The organism is Pseudomonas sp. 18058, from assembly GCF_902706155.1.
GTDB lineage: Bacteria > Pseudomonadota > Gammaproteobacteria > Pseudomonadales > Pseudomonadaceae > Aquipseudomonas > Aquipseudomonas rustica.
On sequence record NZ_CACSJY010000006.1, the window covers coordinates 137,374 to 152,334 of the forward strand.

Annotated in this window: 13 protein-coding genes; 6 read left to right on the plus strand and 7 right to left on the minus strand. The window is 59.7% G+C overall.

From position 1 onward, the window contains the following. Positions 1–216 precede the first annotated feature (216 nt). The 3 genes from GVL50_RS05360 to GVL50_RS05370 all read left to right on the plus strand — a co-directional run bounded on the left by GVL50_RS05360 (position 217) and on the right by GVL50_RS05370 (position 4,167). Positions 217–2,145, plus strand: a complete 1,929-nt coding sequence (locus GVL50_RS05360; RefSeq protein WP_159812012.1) for an ATP-dependent DNA helicase RecQ — start codon at positions 217–219, stop codon at positions 2,143–2,145. Positions 2,146–2,356: 211 nt separating this feature from the next. Beyond that, positions 2,357–3,583 carry a 3-hydroxyacyl-CoA dehydrogenase gene (locus tag GVL50_RS05365; protein WP_159812013.1) on the plus strand — a complete coding sequence of 409 codons (1,227 nt, stop codon included), beginning with the start codon at positions 2,357–2,359 and terminating at the stop codon, positions 3,581–3,583. A gap of 149 nt (positions 3,584–3,732) precedes the next feature. Continuing rightward, positions 3,733–4,167 (plus strand): thioesterase family protein, encoded by a 435-nt coding sequence (locus GVL50_RS05370; RefSeq protein WP_159812014.1) that lies wholly within the window; start codon positions 3,733–3,735, stop codon positions 4,165–4,167. Between the two features lie 96 nt (positions 4,168–4,263). On the opposite strand, the gene GVL50_RS05375 is transcribed toward GVL50_RS05370, so the two are convergent. From GVL50_RS05375 to fdhD, 3 genes are all read right to left on the minus strand, one after another. Further along, positions 4,264–4,746, minus strand: coding sequence for a glycine zipper domain-containing protein (locus GVL50_RS05375; protein ID WP_159812015.1), 483 nt, complete (start codon positions 4,744–4,746; stop codon positions 4,264–4,266). 290 nt (positions 4,747–5,036) lie between these two features. Next, a complete protein-coding gene (locus GVL50_RS05380; RefSeq protein WP_159812016.1) occupies positions 5,037–7,385 on the minus strand; it encodes an FdhF/YdeP family oxidoreductase in 2,349 nt (782 codons plus the stop codon). After that, positions 7,382–8,221 carry a formate dehydrogenase accessory sulfurtransferase FdhD gene (gene fdhD, locus GVL50_RS05385; RefSeq protein WP_159812017.1) on the minus strand — a complete coding sequence of 280 codons (840 nt, stop codon included), beginning with the start codon at positions 8,219–8,221 and terminating at the stop codon, positions 7,382–7,384. The genes GVL50_RS05380 and fdhD overlap by 4 nt, the downstream gene beginning before the upstream one ends. A 208-nt stretch (positions 8,222–8,429) precedes the next feature. Between fdhD and lysM the strand changes: the two genes are divergently transcribed. Further along, positions 8,430–8,870, plus strand: coding sequence for a peptidoglycan-binding protein LysM (lysM, locus tag GVL50_RS05390; RefSeq protein ID WP_053116544.1), 441 nt, complete (start codon positions 8,430–8,432; stop codon positions 8,868–8,870). A gap of 103 nt (positions 8,871–8,973) precedes the next feature. Here lysM and yrfG read toward each other — a convergent pair whose 3' ends face one another. Then, positions 8,974–9,636, minus strand: coding sequence for a GMP/IMP nucleotidase (yrfG, locus tag GVL50_RS05395; protein ID WP_159812018.1), 663 nt, complete (start codon positions 9,634–9,636; stop codon positions 8,974–8,976). Positions 9,637–9,724: 88 nt separating this feature from the next. On the opposite strand from yrfG, the gene nudE reads away from it, so the two are divergent. Both nudE and cysQ read left to right on the plus strand, forming a co-directional pair. Next, positions 9,725–10,291 (plus strand): ADP compounds hydrolase NudE, encoded by a 567-nt coding sequence (nudE, locus tag GVL50_RS05400; protein ID WP_053116546.1) that lies wholly within the window; start codon positions 9,725–9,727, stop codon positions 10,289–10,291. Between the two features lie 11 nt (positions 10,292–10,302). Then, positions 10,303–11,130 (plus strand): 3'(2'),5'-bisphosphate nucleotidase CysQ, encoded by an 828-nt coding sequence (cysQ, locus tag GVL50_RS05405; RefSeq protein ID WP_159812019.1) that lies wholly within the window; start codon positions 10,303–10,305, stop codon positions 11,128–11,130. Positions 11,131–11,307: 177 nt separating this feature from the next. Here cysQ and GVL50_RS05410 read toward each other — a convergent pair whose 3' ends face one another. From GVL50_RS05410 to GVL50_RS05420, 3 genes are read right to left on the minus strand one after another with little or no spacing between them, the layout of a single operon-like run. After that, the gene (locus tag GVL50_RS05410) at positions 11,308–11,763 is read right to left on the minus strand and encodes a YiiD C-terminal domain-containing protein (protein WP_159812020.1); all 456 of its coding nucleotides are present in this window, start codon (positions 11,761–11,763) and stop codon (positions 11,308–11,310) included. Then, positions 11,760–13,145 (minus strand): sigma-54 dependent transcriptional regulator, encoded by a 1,386-nt coding sequence (locus GVL50_RS05415; protein ID WP_053116549.1) that lies wholly within the window; start codon positions 13,143–13,145, stop codon positions 11,760–11,762. Before GVL50_RS05415 ends, GVL50_RS05410 begins: the two co-directional genes overlap by 4 nt. Next, complete coding sequence (locus GVL50_RS05420; RefSeq protein WP_159812021.1) at positions 13,142–14,950, minus strand: ATP-binding protein; 1,809 nt, start codon at positions 14,948–14,950, stop codon at positions 13,142–13,144. Before GVL50_RS05420 ends, GVL50_RS05415 begins: the two co-directional genes overlap by 4 nt. Positions 14,951–14,961 lie beyond the last annotated feature (11 nt).

Consider the following 14,961-nt stretch of genomic DNA (forward strand, 5'->3'; position numbering starts at 1 on the left):
GCCGTACACGGCGGTATGGTGTGCGACAGAATCTGTAGGGCGTTTCCAAACGTCAGACACGCGCTTAAAGGGAAAACGGCGGGTGTGCAGGCTGCTCCCACAGAATTTGCGTGACCGCTGTATCATTCCGAATCGATTTGGCCCCGACCTTTTCTCGACTCGTTGCGATCGCCGGCTAGGCTGTTGGCATGGCAGCGGTCAAAGGAGTGACAGCGAATGCACAACACCCTGGAACAGGTTTTTGGTTTTCCACAGTTTCGTCCCGGACAAGAGGCCGCGATCAGCGCGGTGCTGGCCGGGCGCTCGGCGGCGGCGATTTTTCCCACCGGCTCCGGCAAGTCCCTTTGCTATCAAATATCGGCGTTGTTGCTGCCGCACCTGACGCTGGTGGTCTCGCCATTGCTGGCGCTGATGCAGGATCAATTGGCGTTCCTGCAACGCCATGGTATTTCGGCCGGCAGCATCGATTCGGCGCAGAGCCGCGAAGACGCCAATGACGTGATGGCGCGTGCTCGAACGGGTGAATTGAAGATCCTGATGATCTCGGTGGAGCGCTTGAAGAACGAGCGCTTCCGCAACTTTTTGCAGCAGGTGCCGATCTCGCTACTGGTGGTGGACGAGGCGCACTGTATCTCCGAGTGGGGCCACAATTTCCGTCCCGACTACCTCAAGCTGCCGGACTATCAACGGCAGTTCAACATCCCGCAAACCCTACTGCTGACGGCTACTGCGACGCCGAAAGTCATCGTCGACATGCAGAGCAAATTCGCCATCGCTCCAGAGGATGTGGTGACCACTGGTTTCTACCGGCCCAACCTCAATCTGTTGGTGGAACCGGTTCGCGGTCAGGACAAACGTCGGCGTCTGGTGGAGTGGATGAGTGAGCGCCCGGGGCAGCCCAGCATCGTCTACGTGACCTTGCAGAAAACCGCTGAACACATCGCCGAACACCTTGAACGCAACGGCATTCAGGCCGAGGCGTATCACGCCGGTTTGCCCCACGATAAACGTGAAGGCATCCAGAAACGTTTCATGGCCGGGCAGTCCAATTGCATCGTCGCGACCATCGCGTTCGGCATGGGCATCGATAAGAGTGACATCCGCAATGTGGTGCACTTCGACCTGCCCAAATCCATCGAAAACTACAGTCAGGAAATCGGCCGCGCCGGGCGAGACGGGCAGCCCTCGGACTGTCTGGTGCTGGCCAACCGCGACAGCCTCAACGTGCTGGAAAACTTTGTCTACGGCGACACGCCGGAGCGTGAAGGCATTCGTTATGTGCTCGACGAACTGAAGGCTTCGGTGCCGGACGGGCAGTGGGAGTTTTTGCTCGGGCCGTTGGCGGATCAAAGCAACATTCGTTCGTTGCCGCTGAAGACATTATTGGTGCAACTGGAGCTGCGTGGCTTGATCGCGCCGCGCTATGCCTACTACGCCGAATACCGTTTCAAGTACTTGGTGGAGCCGGACGCGCTGCTCTCGCGTTTCGAGGGTGAGCGCAGGGATTTTGTCGCGGCGATTATCCAGACCTCAAATCGCGCACGCACATGGGCGACGGTGAGTTTCGACGCGATGTACGAACAGTATTCAGCCGAGCGTAATCGCGTGGTGACGGCGCTGGATTATTTTCAGGAGAAGGGCTGGGTCGAGCTTGAAAGCAAGCAGATGACCGAGGTCTACAGCCTGCTGCACAGCGACTTTGACAGTGACGTGTTGAGTGGCGAGTTGCACGATTACTTCACTCGACATGAACAGACCGAAGTGGCGCGGATTCACGCGATGCTGGAGGTTTTCGCCACCGAGCGGTGTTTGGGTTATCGACTGGCCGAGTACTTCGGTGACCACGATGCGCCCGAGCGTTGTGGGCATTGTTCGGTGTGTCATGGGCAGGTTGCACGCTTGCCGGCGCCGCCGGAATTGCCGCCGCTTGTGGATAAAAACTTCGCGACGCTGTGTGGTGATTTTATCCACAGGCACGAACAACATACGGGCAGCGTTCCGACGGCGGAGCGGTTGACACGGTTTTTGTGCGGGATCAGCGTGCCGCTGTTTACCAAGCTCAAAGCGCGGGCGATTCCCGGGTATGCGGCACTGGAAGAATACCCCTACGCCGAGGTGCGCAGCTGGGCGCAAGACCACCTCTAACCCTTGTAGGAGCTGCCGAAGGCTGCGATCTTTTGATGTTGATTTTTTTCAAGCTCAAAAGATCGCAGCCTTCGGCAGCTCCTACATGAGTTCATCAAGACAAGGGCTCTATCCATCCGCTGAATGTCGATCATCACGGTAATAAACTTCAAAAAACGTCGTCGGCTGACTATGGTGAGACCAGTCTTTGGATCGCCAACAAGAGAACAATATGAGCCAGACATCCTTCGATATTCAGCAGGCCGCCGTGATCGGCGCGGGCACCATGGGCCGTGGCATCGTCATGTGCCTGGCCAATGCCGGCGTGACAGTGCAGTGGGTAGATAACAACCCACAGATGCTTGAGCAGGCACTCGTCACCGTTGCTGACACCTATGCACACAATGTGCGGCAGGGGCGCATTGATCAGGCCGAGGCTGATGCGCGTATCGCCCGGGTCAGTGCGGCGGCGGATTACGCGGCGATTCGCAATGTCGATCTGGTGATCGAAGCGGTGTACGAGAATCTTGAACTGAAGCAGAGGATCTTCCGCGAGCTGGATGGCTTGCTGAAGCCTGAAGCCTTTTTGGCGAGCAATACGTCGGCACTGGATATCGATGCGATTGCGGCGGCGACAAAACGTCCGGAACAAGTGCTGGGCCTGCATTTTTTCAGCCCGGCGCACATCATGAAACTGCTGGAAATCGTTCGCGGCGCGCAGACCTCACCAGCAGCTCTGGACGCCGCACTGATCCTGGGCAAGCGCATGGGCAAAGTCAGCGTGGTCTCGGGCAACTGCCATGGTTTTATCGGCAACCGCATGCTGCATCCGTATGTGCTCGAGGCGCGCAAGATGTTGCTTGAAGGCGCTTATCCACAGCAGGTCGATGCCGCGTTGCAAGGTTTCGGTTTCGCCATGGGGCCGTTTCGCATGTACGACGTGGTTGGCATCGATCTGGAATGGCGCGCGCGCGAGTTGGCCGGCAAGGGCCAGGATGCGCCAGAGGTGCAGGTGGATAATCGCTTGTGCGAAATGGGTCGATTCGGGCAGAAGTCCGGCAACGGCTATTACCATTACGAGCCGGGCAGTCGTCAGGCTGAGCATGATCCTGAGGTCGATGCGCTGGTGTTGCAGGTCAGCGAAGGCTTGGGCTTTCAGCGCCGTGAGATCGGCCCGGAGGAGATTCTCGAGCGCTCCCTGCTGGCATTGGTCAACGAAGGGGCGAAGATTCTCCAAGAAGGTATTGCCGAGTCTGCCCATGACATTGATCTGGTGTATTTGAATGGCTACGGCTTCCCGGCGGATAAAGGCGGGCCGATGGCGTGGGCGGATCAGCAGGGGCTGGCGGATATTCATCAGCGGCTGTTGGCGCTGGAGACGCGGCAGGGCGATCAGTGGAAACCGGCGCGGTTGATTGGTGAGTTGGCGGCGCAGGGGAAGGGGTTTGCTGATCGCTGAGTGATTGGGTGCTTGGGGTGACGCTTTCGCGAGCAGGCTCGCTCCCACATTTGGAATGCGTTCCGAATGTGGGAGCGGGCTTGCTCGCGAAGGCCGCGCCACGGATTTAAATTAGACTCGCAACAAATACCTTCAGGAATCGTTGATCAATGTCCAACCCGATGCCTCAACGCACCGACTACCCGCACTTCCAGCCCATCACCACACGCTGGCACGACAATGACGCCTACGGTCACGTCAACAACGTCACCTACTACAGCTTCTTCGACACAGCGGTGAACACATACCTGATCCAGGTCGGTGGTCTGGATATCCATGACGGGGAAGTGGTGGGTTTCGTGGTCAGCTCGGCGTGTGATTACTTCGCCTCGATCGCGTTCCCGGATCTGATCGAGATCGGATTGCGAGTCGGCAAGTTGGGCAACAGTTCGGTGCAGTACGAACTGGCGGTGTTCAAGGTCGGTGAAAGCGAGGCCTGCGCGGCCGGGCGATTCGTGCATGTGTTCGTGGATCGGGCGAGCAATCAGCCGGTGCCGATTCCGGGCGAATTGCGTCAGGCGCTGGAACGTCTAGTGGTGGGATAAAGCAAAAAGATCGCAGTCTGTGGCAGTTCCTACATTAATCCCTGTAGGAGCTGCCGCAGGCTGCGATCTTTTGATCTACCTGCCGCCAATCAGCAATCAGCGGTGGTGATAATACTTGTGATGCTTGCGGTGACCATAGGCATGGCCGCGACCACGGTGGTCGTCGCGGTAGTAGCGACGGTTATCACGACCGCGATCATAGCGACGATCATCGTCATCGCTCTTGTTACCCATGTAGTTGCCCAGCGCGCCACCGGCGCCGCCACCTGCGGCCGAACCGATCAGGCTGCCCGTGCTGCCGCCGAGGCTGCGACCGACCACGTTACCGCCAGCAGCGCCCAACGCACCGCCAATGGCTGCTTCGCCACGGCTGCGTTTGTCGGCGCCGACTGCGCTACCACCCGCGCCGCCCAAGGCTGCGCCAATGGTGGAACCTGTATTGCCGCCTAAAGACTGACCGACGACCGAGCCAAGAACCCCGCCCAATGCGCCGCCAACACCTGCTTCGGTGGTGCCGCCTGCAGACGCAAAACCACTGACCAGGCCAAGGGACAACAAGAGAATCTGGGAGAACTTCATAGAGGAGCCTCAAAGGGATGACGGCGCCGATCCTGAGGCTGTGTAACAAGCGTGACAATTGAAATCCGACGAATAGCACGACTTGTATACAATTTCGCAAGTTACTGTTTTGTATACGGAACTTATCCGATTTCTGGCGGTCTTTAACTACTTCGGACAGGCCGCTTTTGTGAAAAAGCGGCCTTTTTTTTGGGCGTTTGAAACGCAAAAACGGAAAGATCGCAGCCTTCGGCAGCTCCTACACCGATCCCTGTAGGAGCTGCCGAAGGCTGCGATCTTTTGATCTTGTGTTAAGCCGATTTGGCCATGATCAAACCGGTCTCACTCGCCGCTTCCAACCGGATCGCGATGAACTTCGACGTCGGCGTATGACTGCCATCCCCGGTGCTCTCCAGCGGCACCAACGGATTCACCTCCGGATAATAAGCCGCTGCCTGCCCCGCCGGAATATCAAACGCCAGCAAGGTAAAGCCTTTAACCCGACGCTCACGACCGTCGTCCCACAGCGACACGATGTCAGCCTTCTGCCCCGGCCGGAAACCCAGACGAATGATGTCCGCCTCATTGGCAAACAACACATCACGCTGGCCCTTCACGCCGCGATAGCGGTCATCGAGCCCATAAATCGTCGTGTTGTATTGATCGTGGGAACGCATCGATTGCAGGATCAGATCCGGCAGTTGTCCAGTCGCACGAGTGCGTTCGTGCACCAGATCTTTCGGCAGCATGTTCGCGCGGAAATTGGCGCGCCCCGACGGCGTGTTCCACTTGCGCGAGCCAGCGCTGTTGCCAAGGTAGAAACCGCCCGGGTTTTTCACCTTCTCGTTGAATTCCTTGAAGCCCGGAATGGTGTCGGCGATCAGGTCGCGAATGCGCGCGTAATCGGCCACCAGCCAGTTCCAGTCCACCGGTTTGCTGCCCAGCGTAGCGGCGGCGATGCCGGCGATGATCGACGGCTCCGAGCGCATCTGGTTCGACAGCGGCTGCAACTGGCCGTTGGAGGCGTGAACCATGCTGAACGAGTCTTCCACGGTGACCGCTTGCGGGCCTTCAGTCTGGATGTCGATGTCGGTGCGACCGAGGCACGGCAGGATCAGCGCGTCTTTACCGTGAGCCAAGTGGCTGCGGTTGAGCTTGGTGCTGATCTGCACGGTCAGGTCGCAATTGCTCAGCGCTTCGAAAGTGCGCGGGCTGTCCGGCGTGGCTTGAGCGAAGTTGCCGCCCAGACCGATGAATACTTTTGCGCGACCTTCGGCCATCGCATGGATCGCCTCGACCACGTTGTGGCCGTTATGACGCGGCACCTTGAACTGGAAGCGCCGCTCCAGAGAATCGAGGAACGCCACCGGCGGACGCTCGTTGATGCCCATCGTGCGGTCGCCCTGCACGTTACTGTGACCGCGCACCGGGCACAGACCGGCGCCCGGTTTGCCGATGTTGCCGCGCAGCAGCATCAGGTTGGCGATTTCCTGAATGGTCGGCACCGAGTGACGATGCTGGGTGATGCCCATCGCCCAACACATGATTACGTTTTTGCCTTTGGCGTACATGCGCGCGGCTTGCTCGATGTCCACGAGGGTCAGGCCGGACTGTTCGACGATTTGTTCCCACGGTGTGTCGTCGACGACCCCGAGATACTCCAGCACGTTGGTGCTGTGTTCATTGAGGAAATCGTGGTCGAACACCGCTGGCGCGCCAGCCTTCTGCGCATCGCGTTCCCATTGCAGGAGGAATTTGGCCATGCCGCGCAACAGCGCCATGTCGCCGCCGAGTGCCGGACGGAAGTAGGCGGTGTTGGTCGGCTTGTCGCCGTTGGTGAGCATTTCGATCGGGTGTTGCGGGTGCTGGAAGCGTTCCAGTCCGCGTTCTTTCAACGGATTGATGCACACCACTTGCGCGCCGCGTTTCACCGCCTCACGCAGCGGTTCAAGCATGCGCGGGTGGTTGGTGCCCGGGTTCTGGCCCCAGACGAAAATCGCATCGGCGTGTTCGAAATCATCGAAGGTCACGGTGCCTTTGCCGACGCCGACACTTTGCGCCAACGCCACACCGCTGGCCTCGTGGCACATGTTCGAGCAGTCAGGGAAATTGTTGGTGCCGAAGGCGCGCACGAATAGCTGATACAGATAAGCCGCTTCGTTGCTGGCACGACCCGAGGTGTAAAACTCGGCCAGATCCGGGCTCGGCAGACTTTGCAGGTGTTTGGCAATCAGCGCGTAGGCGTTGTCCCAACTGATCGGTTTGTAGCGATCGGTTTCGGCATCGTAGACCATCGGTTCGGTCAGACGGCCCTGATACTCCAGCCAGTAATCGCTCTGTTCCAGCAACGAAGTGACGCTGTGCTTGGCGAAGAACTTGGCGTCGACGCGGCGCTTGGTCGCTTCCCAGTTCACCGCTTTCGCGCCGTTCTCGCAGAATTTGACCATGCCGCTTTCCGGCGAATCGCCCCACGCGCAACCCGGGCAGTCGAAGCCGCCGTTCTGGTTGGTCTTGAGCATCATGCGCAGGTTTTTCAGGGCGTTGTCGCTGGTCAACCAGGCCTGAGCCACACTGATCAGCGCTCCCCAGCCGCCAGCTGCGCCTTTGTAAGGCTTGTAGCGCGGGACGGGTTTCTGGTCGGCTTGATGATGTTGGCTCACGCTTGATTCTCCATCGCGGGGCTATACACCCGCGGCGCACTTTTCTGCGGCAGGTGGATGAGATTGAGGTTGTGTCGACGGGCCCATTGCACGGCGAGGCCCGTGGGCGCGGACAGGCTGACCAGGGTCTGGATGCCGGCACGCAACACTTTCTGGATCAATTCGAGGCTGCAACGGCTAGTGACAATTGCCAGTCCGCCTTCGGTGGATATCTTCTGGCGGATCAGTCCGCCGATCAGTTTGTCGAGCGCGTTGTGACGGCCAATGTCTTCGCGACCGAGCAGCAGTTCGCCGCTGGCGTTCATGAACACTGCCGCGTGTACCGCGCCGCAGTACTGACCCAAAGGCTGAAACGCACTGATGCGCTGACGCAAACCATCAAGCCATTCAATCGGTGGCAATGGCGCTCCGGGCAGCACTTTCAGATCAGGCAACGCCTGTTCCACCGCTTCGACGCCACACAATCCGCAACCACTGGTGCCAGCCATTTGCCGACGTTGCTGCTTGAGGTTCCAGAAGGCGCGATTGGCGATGGTCACTTGCGCGTATTGCGCCGAGCCGGTGCCGGTCAGTTGCAGGTCATAGATGTCGGTCGCGTCTTCGATGATGCCGCTGCCGAGGCTGAAGCCGACGATGAAGTCTTCCAGGTCAGTCGGCGTCACCAGCATCACGGCTTGGCTGATGCCGTTGTAGGCGATCGCCAACGCGACTTCCTCGGCGAGCGCAGTGCTCGCCGACTCTTCGCGGGGAAGATCGCTGTAGCTGTAGGTCTGGCTGGCGGCAGGCGCGGGCGTTTCGAGTGCAGGCGCCGCGCAAGTTGGGCGCTTGGCGTTCATGGCATCACCGACGGTTTGATCAACGTTAAGACTAGGCGCGTCAAGTTGTCGCGTCTAATCGCTACTGTCGATGTATTGATAGATACCGTCGATCAAGGGGCCTTTTCCGTACGCATACGGTTACAGAGTCATTGGTCGGCTCGGAACCGGGTTTGCCTGACGTGGTCTAGGCTTGGGCATCTGGAACCCAAATCAAGGAGTGTGCGCTATGAGTCTTTTGAGCTTTGTGAAAGAAGCGGGAGAGAAGCTGCTGGATCTGCTGACCCCCGGTAACGCCAATGCCAGTGAGCAATTGAAGGATCACATCAATAAGGTCGGGCTGGGCAATCCGAATGTGCAGGCAACGGTGGATGGCGACAAAGTCACCGTGACCGGTGAAGTGGCAAGTCAGGAAGAGAAAGAGAAAATCCTGCTGGCTGTTGGCAACATTGCCGGGGTTGGCAGTGTTGATGATCAGATCACCGTGAGCGGCCCGGTTGTGACGGCTGCGCAGTTTGTTGTGGTCAAGTCGGGCGACACCCTCAGCGCGATTTCACTGCGTGTGTACGGTGATGCCAACAAGTATCAAAAGATTTTCGATGCCAACAAACCGATGCTCAAGGATGTGAACAAAATCTATCCGGGTCAGACACTGCGTATTCCTGAGTAATCCGCAAATCCTGTAGGAGCTGCCGAAGGCTGCGATCTTTTGATCTTGTTTTTTACAAATCAAAATCAAAAGATCGCAGCCTGCGGCAGCTCCTACAGTGGGGTCACAAGCCTGAGATCAGGTCGCGGTAGTCTTCGACTGCCGCGAATTCCGCCGTGTCTTTCGGGCCTTTGCGGCTGTCGGGTTGTTTGACTGCCAGCAAGTGCGCCACCCCAAAATCCCGCGCACTGCGCAGAATTGGCAAGGTGTCGTCGATAAACAGACTGCGTGCCGGATCAAAACCGATATCTGCCTGCAACGCGTCCCAGAACTGCGGGTTTTCCTTGGGGGAACCGTAATCATGCGAGCTGATCAGCCGCTCGAAGTACGGCGCCAGTTCAATCCGTTCCAGCTTCAGCGATAACGAATCACGGTGCGCGTTGGTGATCATGATCACCCGTTTACCGGCGCGTTTTATTGCTTCCAGAAAAGTATCCGCATCAGGACGCAAAGCGATCAGGTGCGCGGTTTCCTGTTTCAACTCACGCACTGACAGCTTCAGTTCGCTGCTCCAGAAATCCAGGCAATACCACTGCAACTGACCAGCATGGCGTTCGAACAGCGGCTGCAATTCCATCTCGGCCATCGCGCGGCTGACCCCGTGCAGTTCGGCGTAGCGCTGGGGCAGGTGTTCCAGCCAGAAATGGTTGTCGAAGTGCAGATCCAGCAGCGTGCCGTCCATGTCCAGCAGGACGGTATCGATGTCGGACCAGGGTAAAGAAGGCATGGCAACGTCTCTAACGGTAGAAAGATATCCGACGTAAACAATCGGGAAAGCCGCGTTATAGTAGCGCGTTCACGCCAAGGAGCTTTGCATGCGCCAGAAACCTACCGTACTCGCCCGCGAGATCGTCGCCACCAGTCGTCTGTTTTGCGTCGAAGAACTCAAGCTGCGTTTTTCCAATGGCGTGGAGCGCACCTACGAGCGGCTGGTCGGCAAGGGCGCCGGCTATGGCGCGGTAATGATCGTGGCAATGCTCGATGCCGAGCACGCGGTGCTGATCGAGGAATACTGCGGCGGCACTGACGAGTACGAATTGTCGCTGCCCAAAGGTTTGATCGAGCCGGGCGAAGACGTGCTGGCGGCGGCTGAACGTGAGCTCAAGGAAGAAGCCGGTTTTGGTGCGCGGCAACTGGAACATCTGACCGAGCTGTCGCTGTCGCCCGGTTACATGAGCCAGAAGATTCAGGTGGTGCTGGCCACCGATCTCTACGAAGAGCGGCTGGAGGGCGACGAGCCCGAGCCGATGCGGGTCGACAAGGTCAATCTGCGTGATCTGTCGGCGCTGGCGCAGAACCCGCAATTCTCCGAAGGCCGCGCATTGGCGGCGCTGTATCTGACCCGTGACTTGCTGACCCAGCGCGGCTTCTTTCAATCGTGAGTGAAATGTCGATGAATTTTCCCCATCCGTTGATGGCGCCGGTGGTTGCGCTGGCATTGCAGGCCGGCGAAGCGATTTTGCCGTTCTGGCGCGCAGGCGTTGAAGTCACCGCCAAGGCCGATGATTCACCGGTGACGGCGGCGGATCTGGCGGCGCACCATTTGATTCTGGCCGGGCTGACCGCGCTGGATCCGAACATTCCGGTGCTGTCTGAAGAAGACGCGAACATTCCCCAAAACGTACGTGCCGGATGGACGCGCTGGTGGTTGGTCGATCCGCTGGATGGCACCAAGGAATTCATCAGCGGCAGTGAAGAATTTACCGTCAACATTGCGTTGATCGAAAACGGTCGGGTGGTGTTTGGCGTGGTGTCGATGCCGACCAACGGTCGCTTTTACGTCGGTGGTGCCGGGCTTGGCGCGTGGCGTTGCGACAAGGGCGGCACACCGGTTTCGATTCAGGTGCGTGACGTGCCGGGGCCGGGTGAGGCGTTTACGGTTGTCGCCAGCCGTCGGCATTCCAGCCCTGAGCAGGAGCGTTTGCTGGCGGGCTTGAGCGCCAGCCTCGGTGAACTGCAATTGGCGAACATCGGCAGCTCGCTGAAGTTTTGCCTGCTGGCGGAAGGGGCTGCCGATTGCTATCCGCGACTGGCGCCGACTTCGCAGTGGGACACGGCGGCGGCGCAGGGTGTGCTGGAAGGGGCGGGGGGCGAGGTACTGGATTTACGCGGTGAGGCGTTTTGTTATCCGGCGCGGGAGTCGCTGTTGAACGAGTTCTTTTTGGCGCTGCCGGCGAAGGCTGCATGGCGGGCGAAGCTGTTGGAGTTGGCGCGCGGGTAAGTGGGCTGATCCAGAATCCCCCTCACCCCAGCCCTCTCCCCCAGGAGAGGGAGCCGATCTTCATGCGCTTCAAAACCTGAGTTCGACTCGATATCTCAGGTCGATGCAAATCGAGAGAACAACCCGGTCAGTCCCCTCTCCCCCCGGGAGAGGGTTAGGGTGAGGGGCTTTTGATCGTCAGCGGTGCAACACGTATTGCCCGCTAAACGTCACCGCATCGACTTCACTCCCGACATTGACGATCCGCGTCTGCAACACCAACCGCGCCCGCCCATACCGCTGATACATCGCCAAAAACTTCTTCCACGCCCGCTCATCAGGCGCCGGGCAAATCGCCGTGGCATCGCCCGTCACCGGCAGCGGATAACTGATCTGCCCTTCCTGAATCACGATGTGCCCATCGGTGATCCCTTCTTCTTTCAAACGCAAATGCAACCAGCCCCAGCCGGCCAGTACCGCGCCGCAATAGAGACTGCCGCCGAACATGGTGCTCTTGTGGTTGACGTTAGGATCGAGCGGCAAATACAGACTCAATTGCTGCTCGCGCCAGTCGAGCACCCGCAGGCCCATGTCGCGGGTCAGCGGAATATCGTGATGAAGCACCGACTCCAGATAACGACTGTCTGTGCTCATTCGTTTTCATCCCCGTGACTGCTGTCACCAAAATTCAGACCGTGCTTGCGCAGTTTGTCGTGCAGGGTCTTGCGCGGAACGCCCAGTGCTTCGGCGAGGCTGCGCACCGAGCTGTGCGAGCGCGCCAGTTCGGCGGCGATCAGCGATTTCTCGAAGTGTTCCACTTGTTCGCTTAGCCCGCCTTCGACAACTGCAACGGTCGCACCGTCGACACCTTCAACAGCACTGTTATCCAGCGCCAGTTCCAGACCGAGGGCAAAGCGTTCTGCGGCGTTTTGCAGTTCACGCACGTTGCCCGGCCAGGTGTGGCGCAGCAGCAAGGCGCGTTGCGCCGGTTGCAGTTCATGAGGTGGCAAACCGTGGCGGGCACTGGCTTCGTCGGCGTAATGCTGGAACAGCATCAGCGCATCTTCGCCACGTTCGCGCAGCGGCGGAATGCGCAGCGGCGCGACGTTGAGGCGGTAGTACAAGTCGGCGCGGAAACGCCCCTGATCAGCCGCCTGACGCAAGTCTTCCTTGGTCGCGGCGATGACGCGGATGTCCAGCGGGATCAACTGATTGCCACCGAGTCGCTCGACCACACGCTCCTGGAGCATGCGCAGCAATTTCACCTGCACGTCCATGCTCATGCTTTCGATTTCATCGAGAAACAGCGTGCCACCATTGGCGAATTCGAACTTGCCGATCCGGCGTTTCTGCGCGCCAGTGAAGGCGCCCGGTTCGTGGCCGAACAGTTCGCTTTCGACCACGGACTCGGCCAATGCGCCGGCGTTGATCGCCACAAACGGCCCGTTGCGTCGGCTCGACAGATCATGCAGCGCGCGGGCGACGACCTCTTTGCCGGCGCCGGTTTCACCGAGGATCAGCACGTCAGCCTTGGTCGCCGCCAGTGCGCCAATCTGCTCACGCAGGCGCAGCATCGGCGCCGATTGGCCGACCAGTCGCGCGCTCAACTCATTGCGATCGCTGAGGGCCAGACGCAGGCTGCGGTTGTCCAGCACCAATCGGCGCAGGGCTAACGCGCGGCGCACGCTGTCGAGCAGCGCATCACTGGCGAAGGGTTTTTCGAGAAAGTCGTAAGCGCCGGCGCGCATCGCTTGTACGGCCAGCGGCACGTCGCCGTGGCCGGTGATCAACAGCACCGGCAGCTCAGGATCCTGCGCGTGCAGTTCGCTGAGCAGTTCCAGTCCATCCATGCCCGGCATGCGAATGTCGCTGACCACCACGCCGGGCCAGTCACGCTCAAGTTGTGCGGCGAGGCCTTTGGCTTCGGACAGCGGCAGGATTTTCAGGCCGGCCAGATCCAGAGTCTGGCCGAGGGCCTGACGCAGGTGCGGATCGTCGTCGATCAACACCACCTGAATGCGATTGTCGATGGTCATGCACTTCGATCCTCGGACGGTTGCAGGCTGACCCCGGGCGCACCGGCGCGCAGCCGCAGGGTGATCAAGGCGCCGCCTTGCTTGTGGTTGGCGAACGACAGTTCACCGCCGAAGGCGCGCATCAGGGTTTCGCAAATGGCCAAACCCAGACCAAGGCCCTGCGTGCGGGTCTTGGTGGTATAGAACGGCTCGCTGGCGCGGCCGAGGGCTTCCATGCAAAAGCCCGGGCCGTTGTCGCGAATGTACAGATTGACGCCCTCGGCGGTGGATTCGGCACTCAGCCACAATTTGCGCGGCGGGCCTTTTTCGGTGAGCGCGTCGAGGGCGTTGGCCAATAGATTGCCGAGTACTTGGCGCAGACGAGTTTCCCCGGCTTCGACCCATAACGTGGCGGCGGGCAAATCGCGGATCAGCTCGACTTCCATGCTGCGCCGACGTTTGGCCAGCAGTGCCAAGGCATCGTCCAGCGCCGGTTGCAGAGCAACGCTTTCCGGAGCATGACGATCACGGCGGGCGAAGGCGCGCAGGTGGGCGATGATCGAGGCCATGCGCCCGGTCAGTTCGCTGATCAATTTGAGGTTGCCGCGCGCGTCGTCGGTGCGCTGATGATCGAGCAACACCTCGGCGTTTTCTGCGTAACTGCGGATCGCCGCCAGCGGCTGATTGAGTTCGTGACTGATGCTCGCCGACATCGTCCCTAGCGCCGACAGTTTGCCGGCCTGTACCAAGTCATCCTGCGCACGCACCAGTTCCTGCTGCGCCTGTTCGCGCTCCAGCACTTCCTGTTTCAGGCGCCGGTTGAGGCCTTCGAGGTCGCTGGTACGTTCGGCGACGCGACCTTCGAGTTCGCGGCGTGCCTTGGCTTCGAAAGCGATGCGTTCCAGATAATGACGGCGACGCTGCATCATCAAACCGAGCAACAACATCACCACCAGCAACGTCGCGCCACCGATGGCCACTACTGTGCGCACCGGGCGATCGATCAACGTGCGTGGGGCAAGGATGCTGACACTCCAGCCGGTTTCGGCGATGTCGTGGGTCTGGATCAGCCAGGCAGTGGGGCTGAGGTTCAGCGGTCGAGGCTCGCGGGTTGGATAAGGCTGGATCGCTGTGATCGCTGAGCGTTCGGCTTCGCTCAACTCGCGGGTCGAGCGGAAACGCCATTCCGGGCGCGAGGTGAGAATGACCACGCCGTTATGGTCAGTCACCAGCAGCTGTTCCGGAGTTTTGCCCCAAAGACTTTCGGTGTGATCGAGATCGACCTTGATTACCAATACGCCGATGATTTTCTCGCCGTTGCGCACGGCGGCGGCGAAGAAGTAACCGCGTTTGGCTGACGTGGTGCCGAGCCCGAAAAAGCGCCCCAGACGCCCGGCCATCGCTTCACTGAAATACGGACGGAAGGAAAAATTACGGCCGACGAAGCTGTCGTGTTTGTCCCAGTTCGAAGCCGCCAGTGTCTGGCCGCTGGTGTCCATCAGGTACATGACTTCGGCGCCGGTTTGCGCGGCGATATTTTTCAGCAGGCGATTGGCGTTGCCTTGGGTGACGCCATCATCCGGCGCGCCGAGGACAGAGCGCAGCGCGGGCAGATCACCGAGGATCTGCGGCAACACTTCGTAGCGGTGCAGGGTGCCCAGCAGGTTAGCGACGTAGAGGTCGAGGGTCTGGCGATTCTGGCCGGCCAGTTCGCTGCGGTAATACCGCTCGGCAAGATGTTCCAGCGGCCACAACAGCGGCGCCAGACACAGCGCCAGCAACGCGAGGCTGCGCCAGCGGGGTCTGCGGGGAAGGGTTGGTTTCATGCCGAATGCGC

Bases quoted from the DNA above. Each gene is read 5' to 3' on its own strand.
- GVL50_RS05360 (WP_159812012.1), top strand. From the start codon at position 217: ATGCACAACACCCTGGAACAGGTTTTTGGTTTTCCACAGTTTCGTCCC.
- GVL50_RS05365 (WP_159812013.1), top strand. From the start codon at position 2,357: ATGAGCCAGACATCCTTCGATATTCAGCAGGCCGCCGTGATCGGCGCG.
- GVL50_RS05370 (WP_159812014.1), top strand. From the start codon at position 3,733: ATGTCCAACCCGATGCCTCAACGCACCGACTACCCGCACTTCCAGCCC.
- GVL50_RS05375 (WP_159812015.1), bottom strand. From the start codon at position 4,746: ATGAAGTTCTCCCAGATTCTCTTGTTGTCCCTTGGCCTGGTCAGTGGT.
- fdhD (WP_159812017.1), bottom strand. From the start codon at position 8,221: ATGAACGCCAAGCGCCCAACTTGCGCGGCGCCTGCACTCGAAACGCCC.
- lysM (WP_053116544.1), top strand. From the start codon at position 8,430: ATGAGTCTTTTGAGCTTTGTGAAAGAAGCGGGAGAGAAGCTGCTGGAT.
- yrfG (WP_159812018.1), bottom strand. From the start codon at position 9,636: ATGCCTTCTTTACCCTGGTCCGACATCGATACCGTCCTGCTGGACATG.
- nudE (WP_053116546.1), top strand. From the start codon at position 9,725: ATGCGCCAGAAACCTACCGTACTCGCCCGCGAGATCGTCGCCACCAGT.
- cysQ (WP_159812019.1), top strand. From the start codon at position 10,303: ATGAATTTTCCCCATCCGTTGATGGCGCCGGTGGTTGCGCTGGCATTG.
- GVL50_RS05410 (WP_159812020.1), bottom strand. From the start codon at position 11,763: ATGAGCACAGACAGTCGTTATCTGGAGTCGGTGCTTCATCACGATATT.
- GVL50_RS05415 (WP_053116549.1), bottom strand. From the start codon at position 13,145: ATGACCATCGACAATCGCATTCAGGTGGTGTTGATCGACGACGATCCG.
- GVL50_RS05420 (WP_159812021.1), bottom strand. From the start codon at position 14,950: ATGAAACCAACCCTTCCCCGCAGACCCCGCTGGCGCAGCCTCGCGTTG.